The sequence below is a fragment of the Chitinophaga sp. 10T418 genome, assembly GCF_056394125.1.
Genome location: NZ_JBFTHG010000002.1, coordinates 398,752 through 424,634, shown reverse-complemented (window position 1 = coordinate 424,634; position 25,883 = coordinate 398,752). Strand labels below are relative to the sequence as shown.

At 44.0% G+C, this 25,883-nt stretch carries 27 protein-coding genes; 15 read left to right on the top strand and 12 right to left on the bottom strand.

The annotated features are described in order from the left end of the window. Positions 1–16: 16 nt before the first annotated feature. On the bottom strand, positions 17–760 hold the full coding sequence (locus tag AC1DCV_RS06020) for an isocitrate lyase/PEP mutase family protein (RefSeq protein ID WP_477022332.1): 744 nt from the start codon (positions 758–760) through the stop codon (positions 17–19). A 23-nt stretch (positions 761–783) separates the two neighbouring features. Continuing rightward, positions 784–1,368, bottom strand: coding sequence for an SRPBCC family protein (locus AC1DCV_RS06015; protein ID WP_477022331.1), 585 nt, complete (start codon positions 1,366–1,368; stop codon positions 784–786). 172 nt (positions 1,369–1,540) lie between these two features. Between AC1DCV_RS06015 and AC1DCV_RS06010 the strand changes: the two genes are divergently transcribed. Then, positions 1,541–2,515: a GlxA family transcriptional regulator gene (locus AC1DCV_RS06010; RefSeq protein WP_477022330.1), complete on the top strand. Its 975-nt coding sequence runs from the start codon at positions 1,541–1,543 to the stop codon at positions 2,513–2,515. 58 nt (positions 2,516–2,573) lie between these two features. Here the strand turns inward: AC1DCV_RS06010 and AC1DCV_RS06005 are convergent, their stop codons facing one another. Together AC1DCV_RS06005 and AC1DCV_RS06000 are read right to left on the bottom strand one after the other, a co-directional pair. Continuing rightward, on the bottom strand, positions 2,574–3,578 hold the full coding sequence (locus tag AC1DCV_RS06005; protein ID WP_477022329.1) for a serine hydrolase domain-containing protein: 1,005 nt from the start codon (positions 3,576–3,578) through the stop codon (positions 2,574–2,576). 24 nt (positions 3,579–3,602) lie between these two features. After that, the gene (locus AC1DCV_RS06000; protein ID WP_477022328.1) at positions 3,603–4,127 is read right to left on the bottom strand and encodes a class I SAM-dependent methyltransferase; all 525 of its coding nucleotides are present in this window, start codon (positions 4,125–4,127) and stop codon (positions 3,603–3,605) included. Positions 4,128–4,419: 292 nt separating this feature from the next. Between AC1DCV_RS06000 and AC1DCV_RS05995 the strand changes: the two genes are divergently transcribed. From AC1DCV_RS05995 to AC1DCV_RS05940, 12 genes are all read left to right on the top strand, one after another. Continuing rightward, complete coding sequence (locus AC1DCV_RS05995; protein WP_477022327.1) at positions 4,420–5,031, top strand: RNA polymerase sigma factor; 612 nt, start codon at positions 4,420–4,422, stop codon at positions 5,029–5,031. Positions 5,032–5,223: 192 nt separating this feature from the next. Further along, positions 5,224–6,300: a FecR family protein gene (locus AC1DCV_RS05990; protein WP_477022326.1), complete on the top strand. Its 1,077-nt coding sequence runs from the start codon at positions 5,224–5,226 to the stop codon at positions 6,298–6,300. Between the two features lie 186 nt (positions 6,301–6,486). Further along, complete coding sequence (locus AC1DCV_RS05985) at positions 6,487–10,218, top strand: SusC/RagA family TonB-linked outer membrane protein (protein WP_477022325.1); 3,732 nt, start codon at positions 6,487–6,489, stop codon at positions 10,216–10,218. Positions 10,219–10,255: 37 nt separating this feature from the next. Then, positions 10,256–11,854 carry a SusD/RagB family nutrient-binding outer membrane lipoprotein gene (locus AC1DCV_RS05980; RefSeq protein WP_477022324.1) on the top strand — a complete coding sequence of 533 codons (1,599 nt, stop codon included), beginning with the start codon at positions 10,256–10,258 and terminating at the stop codon, positions 11,852–11,854. Positions 11,855–12,140: 286 nt separating this feature from the next. Then, on the top strand, positions 12,141–13,022 hold the full coding sequence (locus AC1DCV_RS05975; protein ID WP_477022323.1) for a class I SAM-dependent methyltransferase: 882 nt from the start codon (positions 12,141–12,143) through the stop codon (positions 13,020–13,022). Positions 13,023–13,114: 92 nt separating this feature from the next. Beyond that, positions 13,115–13,408 carry a YHS domain-containing protein gene (locus AC1DCV_RS05970; RefSeq protein ID WP_477022322.1) on the top strand — a complete coding sequence of 98 codons (294 nt, stop codon included), beginning with the start codon at positions 13,115–13,117 and terminating at the stop codon, positions 13,406–13,408. After that, the gene (locus tag AC1DCV_RS05965) at positions 13,405–14,031 is read left to right on the top strand and encodes an SCO family protein (RefSeq protein WP_477022321.1); all 627 of its coding nucleotides are present in this window, start codon (positions 13,405–13,407) and stop codon (positions 14,029–14,031) included. The genes AC1DCV_RS05970 and AC1DCV_RS05965 overlap by 4 nt, the downstream gene beginning before the upstream one ends. Positions 14,032–14,063: 32 nt before the next feature. Further along, entirely contained in the window at positions 14,064–14,405 is a 342-nt protein-coding gene (locus tag AC1DCV_RS05960; protein ID WP_477022320.1) for a hypothetical protein, read from the top strand. Positions 14,406–14,605: 200 nt separating this feature from the next. Next, positions 14,606–16,066: a c-type cytochrome gene (locus tag AC1DCV_RS05955; RefSeq protein WP_477022319.1), complete on the top strand. Its 1,461-nt coding sequence runs from the start codon at positions 14,606–14,608 to the stop codon at positions 16,064–16,066. An 18-nt stretch (positions 16,067–16,084) separates the two neighbouring features. Then, positions 16,085–17,419 carry a c-type cytochrome gene (locus AC1DCV_RS05950; protein WP_477022318.1) on the top strand — a complete coding sequence of 445 codons (1,335 nt, stop codon included), beginning with the start codon at positions 16,085–16,087 and terminating at the stop codon, positions 17,417–17,419. Positions 17,420–17,427: 8 nt separating this feature from the next. Beyond that, positions 17,428–17,595, top strand: a complete 168-nt coding sequence (locus AC1DCV_RS05945; RefSeq protein WP_477022317.1) for a hypothetical protein — start codon at positions 17,428–17,430, stop codon at positions 17,593–17,595. 121 nt (positions 17,596–17,716) lie between these two features. Beyond that, a complete protein-coding gene (locus AC1DCV_RS05940; RefSeq protein ID WP_477022316.1) occupies positions 17,717–18,355 on the top strand; it encodes a DsbA family protein in 639 nt (212 codons plus the stop codon). Positions 18,356–18,425: 70 nt separating this feature from the next. On the opposite strand, the gene AC1DCV_RS05935 is transcribed toward AC1DCV_RS05940, so the two are convergent. Continuing rightward, a complete protein-coding gene (locus tag AC1DCV_RS05935; protein WP_477022315.1) occupies positions 18,426–18,680 on the bottom strand; it encodes a hypothetical protein in 255 nt (84 codons plus the stop codon). 146 nt (positions 18,681–18,826) lie between these two features. On the opposite strand from AC1DCV_RS05935, the gene AC1DCV_RS05930 reads away from it, so the two are divergent. Next, positions 18,827–19,492, top strand: coding sequence for a hypothetical protein (locus AC1DCV_RS05930; protein ID WP_477022314.1), 666 nt, complete (start codon positions 18,827–18,829; stop codon positions 19,490–19,492). Positions 19,493–19,612: 120 nt separating this feature from the next. Beyond that, positions 19,613–21,439 carry a serine hydrolase gene (locus AC1DCV_RS05925; RefSeq protein WP_477022313.1) on the top strand — a complete coding sequence of 609 codons (1,827 nt, stop codon included), beginning with the start codon at positions 19,613–19,615 and terminating at the stop codon, positions 21,437–21,439. Between the two features lie 59 nt (positions 21,440–21,498). Here AC1DCV_RS05925 and AC1DCV_RS05920 read toward each other — a convergent pair whose 3' ends face one another. From AC1DCV_RS05920 to msrA, 7 genes are all read right to left on the bottom strand, one after another. Beyond that, positions 21,499–22,152 carry an XAC2610-related protein gene (locus AC1DCV_RS05920; RefSeq protein WP_477022312.1) on the bottom strand — a complete coding sequence of 218 codons (654 nt, stop codon included), beginning with the start codon at positions 22,150–22,152 and terminating at the stop codon, positions 21,499–21,501. A gap of 28 nt (positions 22,153–22,180) precedes the next feature. Continuing rightward, complete coding sequence (locus tag AC1DCV_RS05915) at positions 22,181–22,477, bottom strand: hypothetical protein (RefSeq protein ID WP_477022311.1); 297 nt, start codon at positions 22,475–22,477, stop codon at positions 22,181–22,183. A gap of 329 nt (positions 22,478–22,806) precedes the next feature. After that, a complete protein-coding gene (locus AC1DCV_RS05910) occupies positions 22,807–23,067 on the bottom strand; it encodes a DUF4342 domain-containing protein (protein ID WP_477022310.1) in 261 nt (86 codons plus the stop codon). Between the two features lie 107 nt (positions 23,068–23,174). After that, entirely contained in the window at positions 23,175–23,555 is a 381-nt protein-coding gene (locus tag AC1DCV_RS05905) for a YybH family protein (protein ID WP_477022309.1), read from the bottom strand. Positions 23,556–23,566: 11 nt separating this feature from the next. Further along, positions 23,567–24,340, bottom strand: a complete 774-nt coding sequence (locus AC1DCV_RS05900) for an isocitrate lyase/PEP mutase family protein (protein WP_477022308.1) — start codon at positions 24,338–24,340, stop codon at positions 23,567–23,569. A 103-nt stretch (positions 24,341–24,443) separates the two neighbouring features. Then, positions 24,444–25,259, bottom strand: coding sequence for a DUF6597 domain-containing transcriptional factor (locus AC1DCV_RS05895; protein ID WP_477022307.1), 816 nt, complete (start codon positions 25,257–25,259; stop codon positions 24,444–24,446). A 128-nt stretch (positions 25,260–25,387) separates the two neighbouring features. Further along, positions 25,388–25,879: a peptide-methionine (S)-S-oxide reductase MsrA gene (gene msrA, locus AC1DCV_RS05890; protein ID WP_441575740.1), complete on the bottom strand. Its 492-nt coding sequence runs from the start codon at positions 25,877–25,879 to the stop codon at positions 25,388–25,390. Positions 25,880–25,883: the final 4 nt, after the last annotated feature.

The window sequence follows — 25,883 nt, the reverse complement described above, 5'->3', positions numbered from 1 at the left end:
CACCCTTGGAATTGAATTAAAACAGCGGTTCGAATGATTGTTGATTGTTCACCTCTTTGATCAATTTACCTAATTGATTGTAAGATGCCTTGTATAGAAACACCGCCATACTAATCCTCCGAACCCCACATTCAGATAGCGCCTGTATGGACGAAAGTTTAGGGGAACCAACTATATTTAAAGGTAGTGTGGTAGATGAAGCGATTTCTTTAATAGTTACCGTATCTGAAACCGCGGTAACAAACAGGCCATCAGCCCCCGCATCCTGATATGATTTTGCTCTTTTTATGGTCGTTTCCAGCGGGGAGTCAATTTTCAAAAGAAAGCCATCTGTTCTTGCGTTTATAAAAAGTTTTTGATTGTTTTTTTCCAGATGATTTTTAATGCTATTGAGTTTTTTCAGATAGATATCTTCTCCCTGGGCATCTTCCAGATTGATCCCCGCTACTCCTATATCAACAAGTCTTTGGATGTTTTCTGTCAGCTCTGTCAGGTTATTGGTATATCCTCTTTCCAAATCAACTGATAAGGGAATAGTTGTACTTGCTTTTATCCTTTGTACAATATAAAGCAGTTCGCTGAATGGCATCTTTTCACCGTCTTCATACCCCAAAGAGTTTGAAATGGCGCCGCTTGATGTGCCAATGGCATTATAACCATTTTGTTCTATTATTTGGGCACTCTTTGCATTCCAGGCATTTGCAAGAATTAACGGTGTTTCTTTATGGTGTAACTGGTAAAATGTTTCGTAATTGTCCATAACGATCGTTTGGATTATCTATTTTAAAATACATCAACTCCTTTACCGGTTGTAATCAGGCTGAATAAACTTTTTTCTACAAGTTGCCCCCAGGCACCAGAGCAGCCATTGTAACATTCGATCGTAGGCTTAAGCCCCTGATGTGTAAAAGTGAGTTTGGTTTTTTCACCTTCTTTGGAGATATCAAAGACGACTTTTGTATTCATCCATTCTTCTTTGTGCGCTACAAAATTTATTTTGCTTTCAGTTATCAGCCATACCACTCTTTTGGCGGGAGTAATTTCCACTATTTTTTGTTTTGAAAAATGCATATCCCCCATCTGATAGGTAAACTCATCATTGAGTTTGCTGGTATTACCTTTAATTTCTCCCTGCCACCAGCCACGAACATTGTTCACGGCATTGAATACTTCTTCGGGAGATTGATCTACCAAAATGCTTGTCGTAAAATCTTTTTCTTCCATAATTGCTGTTTTACTTTTATTAAATGAATGTGATTTAATAGTTGCGCTATCTGGTGCCGTTTGTGTGTAACCAACCGGTGGAAATAAAATGGTCACAAAGCAGCCAATGAGTATTGCTGTCAGAATATTATCTTTTCCTTTCATCTTTCTTTTTGTATTAGAAAATTATTATTGAATTAGTTTGATATCAGAGGTTCTTTCACTTTCGTGTTTACCAAAGGTACAGTCTTATTCAGGTAGTGTAATGGTGTGAAATGGACATTTTACGGGGTTGATTTGGACATATTAATGCCATACCTTTGTTTAAATTCCAACAATGAAGCAGGTAACTATTATTGTCCCTCAGGGAAAAATAAACCTTAGTAGCGTAGCTGGTTCCTATGAAATTCTGAGTGGCGCCAATGCATATTGGAAACGGACTGGGAAAAAGCCTATGCTGGAAATATGCATGGCAGGGTTTGTGCCCGAATTAAAAACAGATGCCGGTTTTTTTTCGATTCATCCGGTAGATATTACCAGGATAAAGAAAACTGACTTGTTGATCATTCCTTCCATTTCCTATGAGGATAATTTGATTAGGGAGAACGCAGCACTTATTACCTGGATAAAGGAGCAATATAAAAACGGTGCTGAAATAGCAACAATGTGCTCAGGTGCATTTTTGCTGGCTGCTACAGGATTGCTGGATAGGAAGACCTGCTCCACACATTGGGATTTGGCTGATAAATTCAGGCAATTGTTCCCGAACATTGATCTTCAGGCCGATAAATTAATTACTGCTGACAAAGGGATATATACTAATGGTGGTGCCTACTCGTTCTTAAACCTGATACTTTTTTTAGTGGAAAAATATTTTGACAGGGCAACCGCTATTTACTGTTCAAAAATTTTCCAGATTGATATGGATAGAACATCGCAGTCACCTTTTTTTGTTTTTCAAACGCAAAAAGAACATGGTGACGAAATGATTTGCCAGGCGCAAACTTACATTGAAGAAAATCTGAGAGAGAAAATTTCTTTTGAAGAACTGGCTTTAAAGTTAGCAACAGGCAGGCGAAATTTTGACCGGCGTTTTATCAAAGCTACCGGTAATACCCCTGTGGAGTATCTGCAACGGGTAAAAGTAGAAGTTGCCAAAAGTATCCTGGAAAAAGGAAGAAAGAATATAAATGAAGTAATGGACGAAGTAGGGTACTCGGACGATAAAGCTTTTCGGGAGGTTTTTAGAAAAATAACCGGGATGTCGCCACTTGAGTATAAAGAAAAGTATAATAAAGTAGCAGTGAGTTGAGGAGATGTTGGCTACGAATACCAACTCCCCGTCATTTTGCGGCCGAGAAGCCCGGGCATTATTTTGTGTGCCCAGTCTTTACCCAATCAAACACCATCGGGAAGATACCTTCCATAAAAACGTTCGACTGCCGGATGGCTGTCCTGTCATTGACATCCTGGTTTACAGATACCACGGCATCCAGACCAGGAATTAAAATAAGGAATTGGCCACCCCAGCCCATGCCATATGTCAAGGCTTCTCCATTGAAGGTTTTATGATAAAAAGTAAGCCCGTAGGTGGTATTGGTGAGGCCCCAGGGGGCCGGATAAGTCCTGGTGGGGGTAAGTAGCAGCTGTGCCCATTTTTGAGAAACGATCTGATTGCCTTTGTAACGGCCGTTATTCAGCAACAATCTTCCTATTTTATTTACATCAGTGGTACTCATATGTACGCTTAATAATCCACTGGCATCATGATAGCCATCTTTCATTTTGGGCCATTCTACCTGCTGGATGTCCAGGGGCGCAAATAAGTACTTGCGGGCAAAGTCGAACGTGGTTTGCCCGGTGGCCTTTGTGAGGATGAGGGACATCAGGTGAGAAGCAGCGTTGTTGTAGTGCAACTCGCTGCCAGGGGCCGACAACAATGGCTGTTTCAGGACATATCCGGATGGATCGCTGATATTCAGATAGATATCCAGCCGCTCCAGGTTTTCGTGCCATAAGCCGGATGCCTGGTTCATTATATCTCTCAGCGTAATAAGCAGCCTGCGTTTGTCCGGGTCATCTTTCAGGGCGGGCAGGATGTCGGCCACTGGTACATCCAATGAAGGGATAAATCCCTTATCAATAGCGATGCCTATGAGTACGGCGCAGATATTTTTCGTCAGTGATTGATTGTTGAATAGCTCTTCCTTTTTTTTGCCATTAAAAGACCTGTTGTAAATGACACTGTCTTTTACAGATACCACCAGCGAATAAATTCCCCGGTTATCGCGGACAAGGGAAGAAGTATCAAAAGGAGTTTGGGCGCTTACGGCTAACGTAGAAAAAACCAATAAAAAGAAAGTAATTATTCTCATGATGGCAAATTGTTTATGGTTGAATTATCTGTTGAATAATGCGGCATACATATGTCCGGATCCATACAGCGATGGTCTTTCATTTAGTTTAACGGCAGCTGTAAAACCAGCTTTATGAAACAGGGCTTTTAAAGCCTGGAATGGCATGGGGTAGGGGACCCAGGGATTAGCTTTGGTTGTTTCATACTCTACGATCAGAAAGGAACCATTTTCATGGAGATGTGCACTTATTTTATCAATAAAAAGAGGTTTCTCCCGGACATAATGCAGCGAATTGGCCATCAGTATTCCATCCAGTCCGAATACCGGGATATCCTCTTCCAGGAAGTCCAGCTGTCCGGGTTTTATATCAATATGATGTGGGTTGGCGAGGGCCGATAAGTGGGGGTTTCCTTTATCCCAGGCATAAATGGTACTGCCTTTTTCCAACAGGTTTGCCAGGGCATAGGTGAACAGGCCCGAACCACATCCAAGGTCGGCCCAGATACTCTTAGGCGAAGCGGTAATATCTATATGCGCTATCAGGGCAATGGCATCTCTTAAATCCATAACATGAAAGATAACTTATTTTCCTTTTTGCCGATAAATTTGAGCCACTCAATCAGGATAGTTCCCGGTTACAGGTAAAAAACTGATTAGTTGTCTATTGTACGTTTAATAATCCGTCAACTTCATTCATTTCCTGCCGTGTTGGAATCCTGATATTTTTATGTTCTTCCATTATGGTATTTGAATCAAATTTGACCAATTGCCGGAAAATATTTACATTACCTGAACATATTAAAGTTTTAACCAGCCAATATTTAATACCAAAATCAGTTTTGCTGTAAAAGATCCACGCATGCCTGCAACGATAGACGTAAGTTTTGATGAAGCTGCTTTATGGAAGCGATTTAGAGCTGGTGACAAAGCTGCTTTTACACTGATTTACCGGGAATATACGGTGTCCCTGTTTCAATATGGTTCCAGGTTTTGTACAGACCCGGAGAAGTTAAAGGACATCATCCAGGATCTCTTTATCGAGATGTGGAATACCAGGGCCAACATCAGTGAGCAAGTAGCCATACGGTTTTATTTATGCCGTAGTCTCAGGTATAAATTGATCCGGTCTGATTACCAGTACCGCGCAGCTACAGGTAAGCAAAACAAATACCTTCACGACATTACGCAGTCAGAAGCCACAGTAGAGGAACGGATCATTGACTCGGAAATCAGCGACTCCCGTAGCATATTGCTGGATGATGCCATTAAAAAACTTTCCAGGCGCCAACAGGAAATTATTACTCTCCGTTTTTATATGGGTTTTACCAATGCCCAGATTGCAGAAATGATGCACATGAAGTACCAGTCTGTCAGCAACCTGCTTTACAGCGCGCTGGGACGCATTAAAGAAACGCTCGAAGCAACGCCGTTTGCCCGGCGTTTACTGGAAACATTCTACCTGTTTCTCTAACCAGTTGATCATCTTACTATCCTCCAATAGTATATAAATGCAGCATTTCTGCTGCGGGATACCTGTCTTTCCCTTTATGGCAGGGCGCTATACCTGAAGGTTAAAAAAACTTTATTTTTTTTGAGTATAAAATGAAAGCTTTTGTCATTTGTTATTAAAGGGCAGTTGATTGCCTCCTAAATAAATTATTGCATGAAGCATTTTGGAGAGGATACCTGGGAATTTATCCAGGATGACCGCTTTGTTCAATGGGTATTGTTTCCGGACGCAGCTAATACTACGTGGTGGGAACAATGGATGGCAGCCCATCCGGAGCGTGTACCTGTTCTGGAAAAGGCCAGGAGCATGGTGTTGGCATTGGGTAAAAGCTCGAAGCCAGCCGCTGTAAATGAAATGCTGCTGGAGGAGGTGTATGCCGTCCTGGATCATCATCTGCAGGAAGAACGTCGGGAGGAGAAGCCTGCACCTATACGCCGTATGTTGTATTATAAATGGTGGGGGGCAGCGGCCGCAGTATTGGGGGGAATCATACTGGTATTCCTCTACCTGAAAAAAGATAACAAAATGCTGGTGGCGGAAAAGCTGAAAAGCCATATAGAGGATGAGCAACTGATACGCGAAAATACGACGAACGTCAACCAGGTGGCTTATTTAACGGATGGTTCATCTGTAGTGCTAAAAGCGGGTGCCTCCATCAAACATGACCTTTTTTTATGGCATTCCCAAAGGGAAGTATACCTGAAAGGAGATGCTTTTTTTGATATTGCCAAAGATGCCGCCAGGCCATTTTTTGTTTATACACCTGCATTAGGGATCCGTGTGCTGGGAACCAGTTTTAACGTATCTGAAAAGAATGGGAGTCTTACCATCACGGTGAAAACAGGTAAAATAGCGGTGTATAACCTGGCAGATAAGCAGCAGCATACTTATATTGTAACGCCTAATCATCAGATCCATTTCAATACCCGGACGGCCGCGTTTGTGGCTGATTCGCTGGATAACAGACAGCTCGCAGCCATACAGCCTGCCACTGAAGTATCGTCTTTTGTATTTGACAATACACCGGTAACTACCATCTTTAATGCACTGGAAGCAGCTTACGGTATTAAGATTAATGCCAGCGAAGAGGTGTTTGGGAAATGCATGATTACTACCACTATCACCAATGAATCATTTGAGAATAAGCTTAAGATAATCTGCGCGGCGATTAATGCCGGCTATACGATCAGGGGGGATCAGGTATATATTACCGGTAAGCCCTGCAGTTAAAGGTATTGTTCACTTGTAATTCCACTAAAACGTTCCCTATGTTTACTTGATATTATCAGCCAAAAAAAAGTGACGATGCGCTAACATCGTCACCTGTAATTTTTTCCTGTAAGGTCTGGACAACTGGTACAGGAAACGAATTGTCGTACTAATCATTTTATTAATCACAACAAAACACTTGAAGTTATGCACAAATTTGCAAACTCCAACCGGACTGTCATATTTTTTATGAGGGTTGCACTCCTACAAACAGGTCTTTTGTTTTGCCTGATCACCTGCTCGTTTGCTAAAAATGCACACGGACAAGAGGTGTTGAGCAAAAAGGTGTCATTAAACATGCCGCCCAGTGACCTGCGTAGTATTCTTAAGACCATCACAGAAAAGACAGCTGTAAACTTTACCTACAGCAGCAGCACTTTACCGGCGAAGCAACGAATTGCAGTAACTGCCCGCGAGGAGCAACTGGGTGATGTATTGCAGCGTTTATTCAGCCCCTTCCACATCACTTTTGAAGTGATCAATGAACAGATTGTTTTGAAGAAAGCCAAAAGTAATGAGTCCGCTATGAATATAGAAGGGCTGAACGTACTTTTTCAGAAGATCAGCGGGATCGTAAAGTCCAATACCGGAGAGGCATTGCCTGGTGTGAATGTAATGGTGGCAGGTACTAACCGGGGTACTGTAACAAATATAAACGGTCATTTTGAGCTGGAAGCGAAACAAGGAGATGTGCTCATTTTTTCTTCCATCGGCTTTGCACAGCAACGCGTCACCGTTGGCGCCGATGCTGTGTTGAATGTGGTACTGGCTACCTCTGCTACCTCACTGGATGCGGTAGCTGTCACAGCATTGGGTATCAAGAGAAATGTACGAACGCTGGGCTATTCACAGGAAGAAGTAAAAGGAGGAGAAGTGGCCAGATCCAACGCGCCTAATGTGGTGAATGCATTGGCCGGTAAAATGGCCGGTGTGAATGTAACCAATCCAAATGGCGTAGACGGTGGTACCACACGTATTGTCATTGGCGGTAATAACACCATACAGGGCGATAACCAGCCTTTAATCATCGTGGATGGTATGCCTATGGCTAATGACCTGGCGCAGCCTTACGACGTACGTAAGTCGCCCACAGGTAGTGCCATGTACGCGGGGAATAATGCAGATGCCAGCAACACCAGTTCTCCGAAAGACTTTGGTAGCCCTATAAATATGATTAACCCGGAAGACATTGAAACGATCAGCGTGCTGAAAGGACCCACCGCTGCGGCTTTGTATGGTGGCAAAGGTGCTAATGGGGTGATTCTGATCACGACCAAGAAGGGCGCTCAGCGCAGCGGATTAGGCGTGGATTATACCTATGGATTTAAAAGTATTGATCCATACCGTTACCTCGAATTGCAGAATGAGTACGGAGCAGGCGGTATGGTTTCCCTGAATGCACCACAATACTTAACAGATGCCAATGGTAAGCCTAAGTTAACAGAAAACTGGAACGGTATGTACGTGGATCCTAAAACAGGATCCGGTCCATACGGCGTAAATACTTACAACCAGGTAGGATGGCCAGGCTCCGGCGTTTCCTGGGGACCTAAAATGGATGGTAAAATGATTACCTGGTGGGATGGCACACAAAAAGCCGATTTACCGCAACCTGATAATATCAAGTTACTGTTCCGTAACGGTATACAGTCATCCCATAATGTATCACTGGCAGGTGGAAACGACTGGGGATCTATCAGGGCCTCCTTTTCCCGCCTGGATAATACCGCGGTACTGCCCAACAGTGGCTACTACCGTAATACTTTTAACCTGGGGGCTAACATGAAGCTGACCAAAAGGGTGAATGTACAGTTAACAACTTCTTACATTGTTAATCAGTATCATAACCCTCCGCAATTGGGTAATGATGATGGTAACTCCTGGATGAAGCGACTGGTATACAATGCTGGTAGAAACTACGGTGGCGAGGATATTGGTATCTATAAAAATGAAGATGGTTCCCAGAATACGTTGACGAATTTTCCCTGGGTGGGAAATGGCGGCGCCACTGTATGGAATATCTATGAAAATAACACGAACCAGAATAGACGAAAATTACTGGCAGGTGTTCAGTTGAATTATGAAGCCACTGATTTTCTGAATTTCATTTTCCGTGGTGGAATTGATAACAACACCAACGAAATGACTACGAAGAATACACCCACCGATGTGCTAGGTATTAAAGGATATTATGGACATGGTACAGAGCGGGATAATGCGTCCAATATGGATTTCATCGGTACGCTGCATAAAGATAAAATGCTGGGCGGCGCCATCAATGCCAAGTTTTCCGTGGGAGGAACCGTATACCAGCGTGAAATGTATGGCATGTTTGGCTACAATGACACCTGGGCGCTGCCTAATGTATATTCCCTGAATAGCGGCACTTATCTTGGCAATCCGCATCCGGTAACAGAAAGCCAGTTACGCAAACGCATGAATTCTGTATACAGTTTTATTAACCTGTCATACAAGGATTTCCTTTACCTGGATGTAACCGGTCGCAATGACTGGTCATCTGCCTTACCTAAAAATCAGTGGTCTTATTTCTTCCCTTCTATTGCGGGTAGTTTTGTGTTTTCTGATGCCTTCAAAATAGATCCTTCCATCCTCAGCTTTGGTAAGATAAGAGTTGCCTGGGCACAGGCAGCCACCGATCCGTTGCCTTTCCAGATCAACTATAACTATTCCACCGTGACATTCGCCGGTCAGGCAGCTACCATGTTGCCGAACACATTGCCGGCACTTAATTTTAAACCTGCTATCAACACCACTACAGATTTTGGAGTAGTGTTAGGTTTTCTCAATAACCGCCTGAACGCAGACTTCAGGTATTATAAAGGAAAATCGAGGAACCAGATACTCGGCTCTCCGCTGCCCCTCAGCTCAGGTGTGAGCCGCATTGTGGTAAATACCGGTGTACTGGAAAATTCAGGTATAGAATTAATACTGCGTGCGAAAGTAATTGACCAGAAAAATTTTGGCTGGGATGTATCCCTCAACCTGGCGCATAGCAACAACAAACTGCTGTCTTTATCTGATGGAACAGAGCGCGTGGATATGGGCAGTGCCTGGGGTGATGGTGGCGCACATGGTCCTGTTATTTCAGCAAGGGTAGGAGATCAGTACGGTACGATATACGGATATGATTATGTATTTGATCCGAAAACACACCTGCCTTTGATGGTCCAGAATCCATATGGCAAACCGGAAATGAATGGAACCATGTACCAGGCTACAGATGGTTTAGTGCCTTTGGGAAATGCTACCCCTAAATTAACCGGTGGCATCACCAATACCTTCAGCTTTAAAGGAATTTCTGTGAGCACATTGATTGATGCAAAAATAGGTGGTGACATCTGGTCGGGTACTTATGCTACTATTATGCAGCAGGGACAGGCAAGGGAAACGCTGAAAGAAAGAGATGGCGGCGGTTTGGCCTATACTACACCTGATGGTACCAAAACCAACTGGGGCGTGGTATTGCCAGGCGTATTTCCTGATGGAAAGGTAAATGATAATGTAGTGCATTACTATTATAAATATATGCCTTACGGCGTATGGAGCAGTACAGACCTTGGATCTGGCGTGAAGGGAAGTGACTGGATCAACAGAAATTCCGTTCTCGAAAACACGTGGGTAAAGATGAGAGAAATATCAGTTAGCTACCAGGTGCCGCAAAGTTTTATCCGGAGGACAAAAGTCTTCCAGGCAGCATCATTGTCGCTCGTTGGAAGGGATCTTTTTTACCTCTATACTTCTTTGCCGGATCACATCAACCCGGAAGGCGTAAATGGTGCAGGAAATGCGCAGGGGCTGGAGTTTATGTCTATGCCTAGTTTCCGCTCATTAGGTTTCCAGGTAAGAGTTTCTTTCTAAAGGAAACAGATCTACTCACCGATTAAAACGTGCAAACATGAACAAAGCAAATAAAATATTTTTCTATATAGCCGGTATTTCCATCACGTTCGGCGCCTGTACCAAGGATTTTCAGGATATCAATACCACCCCGGGATTGCCTACTACCACCACTATCCCGCCACTGGTAAATGGAGTGATCAGTACCTTGTTCCTGAAAGGCCAGGAACAAGCGGCCATTCATAATGAATATTATTATCCGGTTACCCAGTTGGCAACGATCAGTGGTAATTCCGGTTACCTGGTGCAGAATGGCGCATTGGATATATGGACAGACTATTATGCCGCGCTACAAAACCTGAATCAGATCCAAGATAAAATAGATGCTTATACAGGAGACAAAGCAGAAATGGATAATGTGCAGGGAATCACTTACATTTTACGGGCGTATAAAACACTGCGTATTACTGATCAGTTCGGGGATATACCTTATTCCAAGGCAGGCCGCGCTTATGCCAATGACGTCGCTAATTTCCGGCCGGCATATGATTCCCAGGAAAGCATCTATAAAAGTGTGTTAACACAGCTTAAATGGGCTTCCCAACATCTTACCACTGCTGCCAGTACGCCGGGAGGTAAACCCTATGTGACACTCGGTTCTTCCGAAACATTGTTTAACAGCAATATCGCCATGTGGCAGAAGTTTGGCAATTCTTTACTGCTACGTTACGCTATGCAGATAGTGGAAAAAGACGTCGCCACTGCTACTCCTTACCTGCAGTATGCTTTGAGTGGTGTTCCGCTGATCGGGGAAGGTGATGACGCAGGTATGTGGCCGACAAAATTGAATTATGTGTTGAACGATAGCCGCTTCTGGTCTTTCACCTCTCATAAATTTGTCCGCTTAAGCACTACCTGCTGGAATATGATGTCCGATGGCACTGCTGCTTCACAGATCTTTGATCCAAGGGTAGCGCTGTTCTTTGAAACCAATCAGGCAGGCAAATGGGCGCCATTACAGCCGGGAAGCACTGCCAGTGATAATACCAATCCTTACCAGGATAAAAGAGATGCTACTTTCAGCAATAAAGATAATTGCGTATTCTCTCCCTTCAATTACCTGATAGTAAGAGATATTTATTATCAGCCTGAATTATTTATGACGGCTGCTGAAGTACATTTCCTTAAAGCCGAGGCATTGGCTCGTGGCCTGGGAGTAGCTAAAAATATGGTGACTGCCGGAACAGAGTATACCGCTGGTATTACCTCTGCCGTGAACTTCTGGTATTTCATTGCGCACAATACCAATGTTACAAATGATAACTGGTCGGCTGTAGCTCCTGCCAGTCCTACTGCGGCACAGATGGCCACATTTCTGGCCAATCCCAAAGTGGCCTTCACCGGCACTGATGATCAGAAGCTGGATAAAATCTATGCACAGGAATGGTTGTCTTTTTTCCGCCAGCCATGGCTAGCCTACAATTTATGGAGAAGGACCGGTCGCACGCCTCGTGATGGCAACCCGGCTACCTATGCAAACTTTAACAGGTTGCAATATCCACAGCAGGAATCGATTGACAACACTGTAAATTATAAAGCCCAGTCTGATCGGATGGGTGGTAACTCTACTACCGTAAAAGTCTGGTGGATGAAATAGCATAGTGAATGATGTCGAGAGTAGCAGCCCTGGAGAAGATCATCTCTCCGGGGCTGTTTTGTTTTTAAGCCGGTTACATCGTATCAGCATAGCAGTAATTTATTTAATTTGCTATTTTCCACCCTCAATCGCTATACCACTACGATTGAAATTATTAGAAAGGGAAGGGGTGAGAGAATGTAATAATGTGTAAATTTCCGGAATGAGCGAAGGACAGCAGGTAGATTTTTGGGTGCCATTTGCTGACCGTTAAAAAATAAGCTACACAAAGATGATCGTCTTTAAAATGCAATCATATATCGAAGCAATTGAGAAAGATGCCTCCCTCTATGAAGAAAGAAATTTTGAAAAACGTAGTGAAGCCATTGATTTCCTCGGATTTCAATTAATAGATCAGATAGATGAATTCCTGCAGGAATCATCTTCACCGGATAAACTGCTGCAGCTCCGGCGGCGGGCAGAAGAAATAGTCTTGGCACTGGAAGCAACAGACCGGAAACTGTTTCAAAGCATTCAGTCAGCTATCCGGCTAAAAGGATGTACTGGAACCCTATTCAAAAAGCTGATTAAGCAGTACGTTGATTTTAATGCAGCAGTGGATCAGGAAGAAATTGGTTATGATAACCTGGATGTATTTATCAATGGGTTGTCGCTTTTTGAAACGATGCCGGAGCAGACGAAAGACTTAGAGCCGGAGATGGTCTATTATCAGAAAACACCGGCCCGGATTATTTTCGAGCTGGTAGAGAAATCTGATTTCCGGAAAGACGATGTTTTCTTTGATATAGGAGCGGGCCTTGGTCAGGTAACCATCCTGGTAAATTTGCTGGCGGGCATCACCACCAAAGGGCTGGAATTTGAGCCTGCCTTTTGCGATTATGCACAGGATTGTGCGGCGGCACTTAACTTATCAGACGTAACATTTATCAATGTAGATGCACGACAGGCAGATTATTCCGAAGGCACCGTGTTTTTTATGTTTACCCCCTTCAAAGGAGAAATCCTGGACACCGTACTGGACATGCTGAGACGGGAGTCGTTACAACGGAAAATAAAAATCATTACCTATGGCCCCTGCACTACCCAGGTGGCTGCACAAAGCTGGCTGCATATTGCCGCTCCGGAGCAAAGTAATATATACAGACTCCATATTTTCAGTAGTTTTTAAAGTACCCTTTTTCTAAACAATTGTCCCGTTCCGTTAATTCCTCCTCCTTATTTAATACCTAATTTTGCAGCTGACTTCAAAGAAAAAGCAGCATGAAAATTTATCCTGGATTATTTGTCCTGACGGTACTGGCAGCATGTGCCGGAAATAGCAGCCCCGTTAAACAGGCGCCTGCAAAAGATTCCATGACAGCGATGACGCCGGAGGAAGTGGAATATGATACCGCATTGGTGGCCAATAAACGAGATCCGGTATGCAGAATGCCCATACGGGCAGGCATATACGATACCGCACATTATAAAGGAGCTGTTCTTGGTTTTTGTTCCTCTTCCTGTAAAGACAGCTTCCTGCTGAAACCAGACAGCTACACACTCGTCATGAAATGAAACAGTGCATTGTTATCGCCTTGATACTGGCATCGGGATGTACGCAAGCGGTGAAGCAGCTCCCGATATTGGGCGAACCAGCTGTGACGTCGCATCAACAGCATGGAACTACGGTATACGACACCATTTACCCGGTCATTCCTCCTTTTTCGTTTACAGATCAGGATAGTCTGACCGTTAACGAAACGGCATTTTCCGGTAAGATCTATGTGGCCGACTTCATTTTTCTTTCCTGCCCTAATATATGTCCTAAGATCACAGCGGAAATGAAGCACGTATACGATGCTTTCAAAACGGAGGATCATGTACTTTTCCTGTCACATACCATTGATCCGGAAGATGATTCTATTCCCCGGTTAAAAGCATATGCCGGCAGCCTGGAAGTAAGCAGCCCTAAATGGCGCTTTGTTACCGGCCACCTGGATAGCATTTACCACCTGGCGGAGAAAGGATATTTCTCCACTGCTTATAAAGATAGTACCGCTCCCGGTGGCTATGTGCATAGTGGTGGCCTGGTACTGGTAGATAAAAACCGGCATATACGCGGGGTATATAATGGCACAGATCCAAAGGAAGGAAACCGGCTGATAAACGATATTCACATCTTACTAAAAGAAAATTGAAAAGAGCACTGACCATATGGCTCTTGTGCATCATGCTTTTACAAAGCACAGGCAACTGCTTTATTGTAGCAGCGTTTTACCTGAACAGGAATTACATTGCATCCACGCTTTGTATTAACCGTTTCAATCTCATTCCCGTATGTAAAGGGGCCTGCTTCCTGGAACAAAAAATGAAGGAAAACAGCCAGCAGCAGCAGGGAAATACCGACAGCATCCGGTATAAGGAAATTACTTTGTTTTGCCAGCCACATGAACGGATACCGGCAAAACAGTTATCCTCCGAAAGCCTTATTATATTTGGTGATTATCGCTCACCGCATTTCCCCCGACAGCTACTCACACAAGTATTCAGACCACCAGCTCCTGCCGTGTAATTATTCCTGCATTACACATTTATTATGGAAGATCTGTCATCTTCCCTGGATTACTATTGCCTAAAAATAACGGTATGAATACGATCATTCTCTTAAACAGAGTATCGGTAGGCATTTTATTATGCTGCCTGATACTACTGCTTTTAAAGCTGTTGTAAATCACAGCGCTGTTTTACTAAAAGTGTCAAAAATATTATAACATGGATTTTCCAATGTTTCACCTCGACTGGCTCAATGACCGGTTCCTCATCGCTATGATTGCCATTGTACATGTTTTCATCAATCACGGACTAGCAGTGGGATTTATTCCTTACATCACCTGGCTGGAACAGAAGGGCGTTAATATGGCGGGGCCTTCACAAATCACGCACCCGGAATGGGATGCGATGGTGTACAAAAAAATGATGGTAGCATTTATTATCACCACGACTATTGGAGCCATGACCGGTGTGGGGATTTGGTTTGCGGCCGCGCTGATCAGTCCTGCTTCTATCGGAAGCCTGATCCGGGTATTTTATTTTGCCTGGTTTGTGGAGTGGCTTACGTTTGTAACAGAGGTAGTATTGATCATGATCTATTTCCTCACCTGGAAGCATGCGAATACCAATCTTCGTGCAAAACTGCGTCACATCAGGTTTGGATGGTTCCTGTCGTTGTTCTCCTGGATTACGATGGTCATAATAGTATCTATACTTGGCTTCATGATGGACCCGGGCAACTGGCATCAGCACCATAGTTTGCTGAATGGGTTTACGAATCCTATATACCTGCCGCAGCTTTTCTTCAGAACACCCGCTGCCATGATATTGGGAGGGATCTTCGGCATGTTGCTGACTACCATTTTCGCAAAGAAAGGAACCATGGAAAGAAGTGTAGCCCTGAAATATGCTGCCCGCTGGATATTGGTCTGGGCGCCTGTAGCGCTCACTGCTTCCTGTATTTACTACAACGTGATGCCGGAAGCGATGCGTTTAAATATGAGTACTGCCGTGGGTACTATGGAGTTTGCACAATACTATGAACTGCTGCGCTATATTATACCAGCCGCGCTATCTCTGTTGGTATTGATTAGTATCTGGGCATTGTTGCGACCACGCGCTATTCGTTTTGCATTTGTATTGTTGCCATGCCTGGCAGCTTTCGGCTTCCTGGGCATATTTGAACGCGTAAGAGAATTTATCAGGAAGCCATATGTGATCGGCGGCTATATGTATTCCAATTTATTGCGGGAAGAAGACTATTCCCTGTATAAAAGAGATGGAATATTGAAGTATGCTACCTATGCCACCACTGCAGTAATAACGGCCAACAATCAATTGACTGCGGGCAAAGATGTATTTATGTTGTCCTGTAGCCGCTGCCATACCACCAACGGGATTAACTCCATTGTAACTGTATTTGAACGGGTATACGGTGCAGGTAGGCCGCTGTCTGAAAATGACATGGAAGCCTATATTCCCAATATGCATAATGGCAGAACATACATGCCGCCCTTTCCGGGAAATAAAAAGGAATTACATGCATTGGCTGTCTACATACGGCATCTGCAGCTAAGCGGAGAATCATTGGAAGGGGCACAAACGGAAGGCGTGATAGTAAACCCACTAAACGATGTATCCGCTGCAGAAGAGTTGATAAAAGAAGAAGAAAAAAAGAAGTAACGACTAAAAATTGATGACATGACCTATTGCTTATTGGCCAATACGCCCGTTCCCAGGGATATTCCGCTGGATTTACCTTTGCCTGAATGGTTATTGGTGGTGCTGTTGGTGCTTTCTTTTCTCGCGCATATTGTATTCGTAAACCTGATGCTGGGAGGATCTGTGCTTACGCTGTGGGCACAAATCAAAGGACTGAAAGACAAAGAATACGATACCCTGGCGTATGAAATAGCCAGGACTATTACCGTGAATAAAAGTCTGGCGGTAGTACTGGGTGTAGCGCCATTACTTAGTATCAACACGCTTTATACTATTTATTTTTATTCTGCCAATGCACTGACGGGGATGATGTGGATCTCCATTATTCCACTGGTTACTTTTGCATTTCTGCTGACCTATCTGCATAAATATACCTGGCATAAACTGGAGCATAACAAGCCATTGCATATTGCTATTATCGCAGCGGCAGTGTTGCTGTTTTTATTTATCCCGCTCATCTTTCTGACCAACATCAACCTGATGCTGTTTCCGGAAAAATGGGGTACCATCCGTGGATTTGTCAGTGCATTAACATTGCCCAATGTTTTCCCCCGTTACCTGCACTTTCTCTGTGCCTCTATGGCCGTTACAGGATTGTTTTTATTTTGGTATTTCGGGAGAAGAAAATATCCTTTTGAACGTGCTTTCAACAGGCTTACCCGTTACGATATCAAGAGGAAAGCCTATTCCCTGACATTCACATTTTCCCTGTTTCAGTTTATGATAGGTCCCATTGTACTCATCACACTTCCTGCCAAAGGGGTGAACTGGCATCTGTTGCTGGTCATCTTTGCCGGCGCTGCGATGGCTTTGCCAGCTATGTACTGGATGTGGAAAGGTATCACCGGGCCTCCTGAGCAGATCAGTCAGCATTTTGGGAAAGTGGCAGTGACCATGACCATCACGGTGTTACTGATGGGTAGCGGGAGGCATGTATACCGCGCCAATGCCCTGGCTCCCCATAAAAAGATGATGGCGGCGAAAACAGCGGCATTTGAAAAGCTATCGGCCGAAGCACGGCAACATCCGGAAGAAGAAGCGCTGCCTGCGTCTGAAGCCGCACAGGGTGAAACCGCAAAAGGAGCCGCTATTTTTCAGGCCAACTGCAGCGCATGCCACCGGCCTTACGAAAAATTAGTAGGTCCGCCCATGACAGAAATGGTAAGCATCTACCAACATAATACCGATGGACTTAAAAACTGGGTCAGGGCCCCGGGCAAGAAAAGAGCCGGATACCCGCAGATGCCGGGATTTCCTCAGCTGTCGGCAGCAGATCTTAACGAATTATCTAAATATATTCTTTCTATTAAATAGCTTTTTATATGTGGGCCACTACATTTTTTATCGCCATCATCCTGTTGCTTTTTTGCATCCTGCGACTCCTGATACTGATCAGCACCGCGATACAGTTGTTATCGAAACAAACGGCGCTTATGAAGGAAAAGAGCGCCGCCGAAGAGGAATATCAGTTTGTAAAGGGTTTGTATTGATGTGGAAGCCCTGCCGGAAAAAGGCGGGGCTTTTCACAAAACAGCCAACCCGCTTTTTGAACTAGTTCAACTTTTTCCGCCGCCGGGTGTTCTAATTTTGCATTCATAATAATGGAGTATTATGGAAACAACAAAATTAGTATATATCATGGACCCGCTTTGTGGCTGGTGTTATGGTAACGTCAACAGCACCGTGCAGGTATTTGAAGCATACAAAGACAGGATTCCTGTTGAAATCATTCCCGGCGGTATGTGGGCCGGTGAAAACGTGCGAAGACAAAGCAAACAGATGGCCGCCTATTTCAAAAAACACGACCTGCAAATTGCCGACCGTACCGGTTCTACCTTTAGCGATGCGTATTTTAAACTGATAGAAGATGAACACATCTTACTGGACAGTGAAATTCCTTCCAGGGCTATTGTTACCCTGCAACAGTTATGGCCGGAAAAAAGCGTTGCTTTCATGGTCGCCGTACAAAAAGCCCGTTATTTCTATGGAAAAGACCTGAATATCGATCGTACTTATGAAGATATTTGTGCATCGCTCGATATCCAGCCAGATCTTTTCATCGCGCACTTTCACTCAGCGGAGATGACGGCGGCCACCCGCCTCGCTTTTGCACGGGCCGCGGGTTATGCTACATCTTATCCCACGCTTTTGCTGGAAACAAATACAGGGATGGTATTGATTGAACAGGGGTATGCTACTCCGGAAACCATGATGGCGCGTATTGCGCGGGAAATAGCTATAAAATCATAATCACGGAATACAATAAAAAGCGGTTCAGTTTCTTTCGAAGTTGAACCGCTTTTTATAATAGTTGTCCTTATTAATTAATGCCAATAGCGTCTGACAACTGTTGCTCCAGCTGTATATAGGCGGGAGGACAGGTGTTTCTGTCAGTAATCTTGAAATTCAGGCCATCAGTAGCTTGCATATGAAAGCGCACCGGGGTATTGTTGTAATGCGTATACACCTGGTATAGTTGCTTTTCCCTGATATTCACCGGGTGCATATCAAATTTTACTTCTGCTTCATCTACCTGGGCAGAGAACGTGAACTTCTTTATTACTGGTATCGCCATATCTGAGTTTCTACTAAAGTTGGGAGCGCGAAGGTCTGGTATTAAAGTAGTATTTGCAAATCGGATTTGGAAAGCGTGTTGTGTTTTACGGATGTTCTTTCTGAAGAAAATAGTACTTTAGGCAGTTGTACATCCCGCCATATCATATGAATAGGAGAAAACATTGGACAAACGATCAACTCTTTACCCGGCTTTTAAATAATAAATCGGATAAAACATATTGGGATAATATCATCGAACTGCGAAAGCGGGGGAGTGAGGATATTTTTACCAGGTGTTCTCATATGGCGACTACAGGAGATGATATTGAAAGAGAAATCGCCATGGACGTGCTGGCGCAGCTTGGATCTGCTCCCAGACCATTTTACAACCAAACTATTACGCTTTGCTTTGACTTGCTGCAAACAGAAAAACATCCCGAGGTATTAAGCGCCATTTTGTATGCGATTGGCCATAATAATCAACATCTGGATGCCCGGCAAATCAGTAGCATCGCTTTGTTTAAGTGTCATCCGGATAAAAGTATCCGTTCTGGCGTTGTATATGCGCTGCTGGGGGTAGATAAGGAAGAAGCTATCAACATACTGATTGAGTTAAGCGCCGACAAGGTGGCGGACATAAGAAACTGGGCAACTTTTGGTATTGGAAGCCAGATTGAAAAAACCTCGGAAGAGATCATAGATGCCTTGTGGAACCGGATCAACGACAAAGATGAGGACACCCGGCTGGAGGCTATTTCCGGGTTAGCCATCAGAAAAGACCCGCGAGTAAAGGATATGCCGGACCCCGGGCAATTAACAGACTTACTATAGTGTAGAAATGCTCATCATACTGAACGTTCCACTGATCCTTTTACTGCTGCCATTCTGCAGAATACGTTTGCTTAATTCATTTATTTGCTGTAAAATTAGGTCAGGTAACAATTTAACCCGATGAGACGATCAATCATACGCAGTTGCCTCGGCAGTCTGTGTTGTCTGGGCGCAATGGCAGTAGCCACTGCCCAAAAGCCTGCTGACAAGGCCAACAAACTGGAGAAAATAGACGCCGTTTTATCGACCATACTACAGGAGGCACATGGCGCCGGGTTTGCAATAGCCGTGGTAGAAAAAGATAAGGTCATATTTTCCAAAGGGTTCGGTTACCGTGACATGGCCCGTAAACTGCCAGTAACACCGCATACGCAGTTTGCGATAGGCTCCTGTACCAAATCATTTACCAGCACTCTGCTGGGTGATTTACGCAAACAGGGAAAAGTAGATTTTGATAAACCCGCCACTACTTATTTACCCGCCCTGGATTTTTCTGATCCTGCATTGAACTACCAGGTCACATTACGGGATATGATGTGCCATAGAACCGGCTATTCCCGTTACGACCTGGCATGGTATCTTTTTAATACCAGCTCACGGGATACGTTGTTACAGCGTATACATTATATGAAACCTACCGCTCCATTACGCGCCCGCTGGCAGTATAATAACTTTATGTTCATGGTGCAGGGAATGGTGGCAGAAAAGTTAACCGGTCAATCCTGGGAACAGAATATCAACAGCCAGATTTTTCAGCCGTTGGGAATGAGTGAATCTTCTATAGGCACCATTGCCCTGGCGGCGGCACCCGAGCCATCACGGGGATATACGCTCGACAAAGACGAAGGTATCAAAGAAATAAAGTATCATCCCATCATCGCAATGGGTCCTGCCGGCGCAATCAACAGTACTGTAATGGATATGTCCAAATGGCTGATCACCTGGATGCATGGCGGGATGTATAATAACAAAGAAGTTATCCCGGCAGATTATGTGAAAGAAGCCACTTCTTCGCAGATGATCATGGATGCAGGTGCCCCGGATCCTAAAACACCTCATGTGCAATTTGGTAACTACGGATTTGGTTGGATGCTGTATACCTATCGCGGTCATTATCGGGTGGAGCACGGTGGCAACGTAGATGGATTTACTGCGCTGACTACCTTTTATCCTTTGGATAGTATTGGCATCGTTGTCCTCAGCAACCAGATGAATTCCAAAATTCCGGCTTTGGTAATCGATGTCGTTTCCAATCAGTTGTTCGGTGTGGCGGCCCTGCCTAAAAAGAAGGACATGTCCGGCGGTAAGGATACTACCAAACCATACATTGATCCTGATTTTAAAGCGCATGCGCCTACCCATCCAATCACCGCTTTTGTGGGCGTTTTTAAAAATGATGCCTACGGTAATCTGAATATTTACAACAGAGCAGATTCTTTGTTTGTAGGGCTCCCTGATATCACCTGGTTCCTGAATCATGAAGACTATAACATTTACTCCCCTTACGATGCCACGGATTCCGTTATTGATCCGGCCTACAAATCCAATATGCGGCTGCAGTTCCTGATGAGTAATTCGGGAGATATTGACCGTGTGAGCTTTTCGTATGATCCGTACGGAGATCCGGTGATATTTGATAAGCAACCGCCGGGCCCGGCTACGTCTGCCGCGGCATTGGAACGGTTTACAGGCACTTACAACCTATCCGGAACGCCTGTTACAATAAGTGTGGGTGACGGTAATGTGTTACAGATGGAATTTCCCGGTCAGCCTAAGTTCATACTGGAAGGAATTGACAGTAATGTTTTCCGCTTAAAAGGACTGAAAGACTATAAAGTGAAATTTATCAGGGATGCCAGTCAGAAAGTGCTTGCTTTAACTTTTATACAGCCCAATGGAACTTTCAGGGCAGAAAAAACGGAGAAGAAGACGGCAGAGAAGAAATAAAGAAACAGCATGGGCCCGGGAATGGGTATAAGCGTCATATACAAGAGCTTCGACACTTATCAGTATACCTCCCAGAACTCAGTATCAAATGGTGTTTCGGTAGAATCTTTTGACACTTTATCTGTTACAATACCGTCTCCAACGCCATGATACCAGGTGGTAATAATATAATCCTGGTTGGATAAGTCCATGGAAATTCCTCTTAGGAGAACAAGCCTATCTTTTTGCCACCGATATTCTTGCTTATTATGAAGGCCATAAGCACCTGATTCATAATAACTGCGGACAACGTTCGTGGCACTATCGTATTTCGCCTCACACACCCTGCCTGGTAGGACGGCCTTTACAAAACTATCCTGTCGATGCAGATATATATAACTGCTTCTCATGCCATGCATATCAGGAGGGCCTGCTGCCATCACATCTTTCACGCCATCCCCATTCATATCTTCCACTTTGAGGTAGAATGGGCCATCTAAACTATCTATTAACTGCCAGTGACTATCCCGTACGAAAGCGTATGCGATGCTATCATCTACCCATAAGTTAATAACACTGATATTACCTGAATTAAGCGAGTCTATTACTTCAAACTGTTTACTATCAAGTCTTCCGGCCATTTGTAATAATTGCTCCGTCAATGATAGTTTGGGTTGGGAATGGCAGGATAGCAATAGCAATATTGTCGCCAGGTAGGTCAGGGATTTAAGCATATAGGAGTGTGTGATTAAACAAGTAGCCCTACTCGTTATTTTTTTCCTTTTGCTCCGCCTTCCATATCAGCAAATCTATGCCGGATAATCCGGAAGGATGCGCCGCAGTTTCGTTCTTCGGTTCTTTTGCAACAGGGGCAGCCTTCTTGGCAGGCTTCTTCACTTCGCCAGGAAAATCAGTGGTGGCAGGCCGGTTGTTTTCCCAGAAGTTTGACAGGAAGTTCAGCGCTTGTTGAGGGGTATCTATTTTCTCTTCTTCCTTCAACAATTCCATTATCTTCAAATCAAATCTTACCGCAACTGGTTTGTTCTTTTCTTTTGCCATAGTTACAAATATAGGGAAATCATAGCCGATTCTGTCCCGGACACTATAATTGGGCAGGAGTCACACCAAAGCATACCGCACCATAAAAGGATTGATTTGTACATGAATTACCGTCAATTGTACAATTTTTATATAGCATTCCTTCCCGACCTTTGCGAAGCATTATCAGCAAACAGCATCCCCATAAAAATAGTGTTACAACTTAACAGTGTAACAGTTGTAGGTTTATAGAGCGGGCTCCGATGTTAATCGGAGCTTTTTGTTTGCAAATGCCCCTGGAGTCACCGACTACAGGAAGTAGTGTTCGCAGATAAACGGGTGCATGTTATTTAAGAGGTAGGCTTTTCCTCGTCAGGTTCTCTTTCTACAATAATACTGCATTCCCCGATCAGGGCGGCTACGGCGCCTATTGCCGCCAGGATGGGGGCAAATATAGCACCTACAATGCCTATCGTGAGTGGGAAAGACATTAGCTCTTTGCCCTCTTTATCTGCGATCGTAATTTTCCGGATATTTCCTTCTGCTATCAGTTCTTTTACTTTTTTTACCAGGTTTTCGCCGTGGAGGGTAAACGTTTCTTTTGTGGTCATAGTAATTATCTGGTTTTTCTTTAAGTTATCGAAAATTGTTTAATATCCGGAAGGAATTTTAAACCACCAGAGGAGGTGGTGGCCAGGTTCCCGGCCACCACTTTTTACTAGGCTACCAGGTTTTCCAATGCGCCAAAGGCATGGTCAATCAAAATTTTCCAGGTGCCATCTGCCTGTTGCTGCATGACTTCAATTCCTTTGGCGCTTACTTTCACTTCGTCGCCATCGGTAATGTTCCATTCAGAACGTCCTACTGCCAGGTTACCTGTTTGAAGACAGTACACTGTTTTAATTTCCATTTTCCCTTTAACAGATAAAATGGACCTGATGGCTGATTCAAAGGCTTCCTTACCTGAAACCGGCTTTCCTGGCTCAGGTACAATAATGCCGTTAAAATCATACATACTCAATACAGTCGCTACATCGCCGGTGTTGAATGCTGCAGCGAGCGTTGCATGTGCATCTGCTGCCCTTTTAGGTAGATTCATGGTACTTGTTTTTATATTATAGGTGAGAAATTGTTGGTGATGCTGATTTCCTGGTTAAGCCGGCCGATGCTATCATACACTTTGTTAAATAAAAATGGACCCATACTGGCTCGTTTTACGCCGAGTTTATTCAGTGTGTCAAAGTCAGGCAGACCGGGGATGCACATCACATTTAAAGGCAGGGATGTATTGCTTACTGCTATCGCAATATCTTCTGCTGCGCTGATGCAGGGAAGAAAAATGCCGTCTGCTCCGGTGTGATCATACATTTTTAATCTGCGGATGGTTTCGGGTTGCGTATGATCTACATTCAGTAGAAATGTATCACAACGAATATTCACGAACAATGACAGGTTTTCCTGCAGCAGTTTGGTTTTAATATATTCGATGGTGTGGGCAAATGTGCTGGCATCTTTCAACACTCGTCCTGTGCGATGAATAATGGAGTCTTCGATATTAATCCCTGCAACGCCCAGTTCAGCCAGCTTTCTGACGTTGGCAAAGATGGCTTCATCAGATGTGCCGTACCCCATTTCTATATCTACGGAAAGCGGAATTTGTATAGAAGACAGGATCCTGTTAATGACAAAGAGGTAGTCGTTGAAAGGCATGTCTTCGCCGTCCTGGTAACCGAGACTACCGGCAACGGCAGCGCTGGAGGTGGCAACGGCGGGAAATGCCTGCTCCTGGAAAAGTAAAGCGCTTTTAGCATCCCAGGCATTGGGTAAAATAAAAAGTTGCTCTGAATGATGCAGGTGGCTGAATTTTTCGAATGAGGAAGTCATGATGTAGCTATTTCAGATGAATAAATTTATTTGCTGATGTTATTGTTATCAGGAACAAAATTATTCACATCGCATCACCTGTAATTGTATAAAACGGAACTACTTAATTATTGGCAGTAGCCAATGTAACGGGGGAGTTCTCCAGCGTGTAGCCGGAAGGGGTATATCCTGTGAAAGATTTGAATTCTCTTATAAAGTGCGACTGGTCAAAGTATCCGCAGTCGTAGGCAATAGCGGTTAACGAAGATTCTCTTTTGAGTACGAGCTGCAGGCTGTTCTGGAAGCGGTTTATTTTGCTATATAGTTTGGGGGTAAGACCGGTATATTGTAAAAATATTTTTTGAAGATAACGGGAAGTGATACCGTATCGGGACGCAACGTTTTCTATATTATCAAAGAAATCATATCGCCGGATTTCTTTCATCACATCACTGACTACACCTATCTTATTAAATTTGGGTTCCGCAATGGCCAGTCTGTTTAACAGGAAATTTTCAACCAATGCAATCCGTGTATGCCAGGAACCTGTTTCCTGCAGTCTTGCATATAAGATGTTCACCGTATTATCTGACAGGTCGCTGAAATCTACTACCTGGTTGTTGAACAGGTCCACCTTCTCACGTAGAAACAGTGCGGCGGCGTGGGGGTAAAAACGAATGCCCAGCATGATGTTTTTGCCGATAGATTTAATGGGCAAAGGCCGGATGATTTGCCCCCACAATTCTATAGAAGGTGTGGTCACAAAAGTGTCGCCCACAGCCGTTTGCCATTTACCGGTTCCCAGGTTAAATATAATTTCTATGCAGCCGCTTGGAAATACGGTGTCATCAAAGGGAGTATTGATGTCGGATTCATAAATGTAATAACATTTTATGTAGGGCAGCAGCGGGTTACAAGGCTTGATTTCATTATATTTCATGGCAGACAAAATTAATGCTGGGAGCAAAGATCAGTCATACGAAACGTCTGAAATTGTATAAAACGGAACAAATCACCTTTGAAATACCGTAGCTGTTTGAAAGCTACGGTATTTCAAAGGTGATGCAGTTACTTTAATTTCCAGTCAGGCCGCTCAAAATGGCAGGTATATCCATGCGGATGCTTCTGCAAATAGTCCTGGTGTTCCTCTTCTGCATTCCAGAAGTCAGTGGCTGGTACCACTTCTGTTACAATCTGCCCTGGCCACTTGCCGGACGCAGTCATTTCTGCGATTAATGCTTTTGCTGTTTCCTGCTGAGTTTCATTCAGGAAGAAAATAGCGGAACGATAAGAGGTGCCCACATCATTGCCCTGCCTGTTCCTGGTGGTAGGGTCGTGGATCTGGAAGAAATATTCCAGCAGCTTCCTGTAGGAAATCTTTGCAGGATCAAATGTAATTTCAATACCTTCCGCATGCGTACCATGATTGCGATAGGTGGCATTCGGCACATTGCCACCGGTGTATCCAACTACGGTTGAAATAACACCTGGAAGGTGGCGGATGAGCTCTTCTACTCCCCAAAAACACCCTCCGGCAAGAATGGCTTTTTCAATCTCCATATAT